The sequence below is a fragment of the Oleiphilus sp. HI0043 genome (assembly GCF_001634935.1).
Genome location: NZ_LWEY01001652.1, coordinates 1 through 1,262 on the forward strand (window position 1 = coordinate 1; position 1,262 = coordinate 1,262).

At 47.5% G+C, this 1,262-nt stretch carries 1 protein-coding gene; it reads left to right on the forward strand.

Annotated features, from left to right (window positions below; translation table 11 throughout):
* A partial coding sequence (locus A3729_RS25210; RefSeq protein WP_156498128.1) for an ABC transporter permease occupies positions 1 to 1,262 on the forward strand: 1,262 nt, incomplete at both ends.

Here is a 1,262-nt window from a genome sequence, read left to right on the forward strand (position 1 = left end):
ACCAGGCGCTTGCCGCGGCACTCGATAAAGCACGTAGCTATCTTTCCTTAGCGGCCATTCTCGCGATTCTACTTGCGGGTATTGCCATTGCGATGGCCGCTCAAAACTATGCCCAACACCACTACGATACCAGCGCACTGTTAAGAACCTTGGGCGCCAGTCGTCAGCAAGTACTGTGGCTTTTTAGTCTGCAGTTACTGATTCTCGCCTTCATCACCACGCTCATCGGCCTAATGCTTGGCACCCTGATACAGGAACAACTTTCTTCCTTGCTAAGTATCCTATTTATCAATGACTTGCCTACCGCACCTTGGTCAGCTTGGGCTATTGCGAGTATTACGGCCCCGGTTACTCTACTGGGCTTTGCGCTACCTCACCTGATTCAACTAAGTCGCGTATCCCCACTTAGAATCCTGCGCCGTGACCTTGAGCCGATGAGCATTAGCGGAAGACTAATCTACGGCATCGCGCTCGCATGTATTCTCTCGTTATGCTTATGGTTTACCGGCGATGTAAAGATGTCTCTCGCAGTGATTGTCGGCGGATTGGTGACCCTTATCCTGCTCTCATTTGGTTTACGAGGAATACTTAAGCTTTTAGATAAAATCACACCTTCAGCACGCTTCAATATTTATGTGCGTTTCGCCTGGCGACACCTCATGCGCAACAATCAAAGTGCCAGCACTCAAATCTTGGCATTCGCGATGATATTGATGGTCATGCTAGTCATTAGTGTTGTAAGAAATGATTTACTAAATGACTGGCAACGCGGCTTACCCGAGAACGCGCCCAATTTCTTCGCTATGAATATACAAGCCTATGAATCGGATAGTTATAAAGCGGCACTCGAAGAAACCGGCTTCAAGAACTACCCGCTCTTTCCTATGGTTCCAGGGCGATTAACGCATATCAACGAACGCTATGTTCATGATGATGAAAAACTGAGTGAAGACCCGGCCCTTCAAAGAGATCTGGCGCTCACATGGAGTGAACAACTACCCGAAGGAAACAAAATACTGGAAGGTGTTTGGATAAATGATAAAAAGTCAGATGCGGCGAGCAAACAAGTTTCTATTGAATCGCGTTTAGCAGGGAGATTAGGTGTAAAGCTTAACGACACGCTTCGCTTCGAGGTGGCCGGACAAAGCTTCACAGTGACCATTACTAGTATTCGCAGTGTCGATTGGGGAACACTTAGTCCTAACTTTTATATGATTCTATCTGAGGCAGCGCTCCAGGACCTTCCGCTTAGTTACTTAACC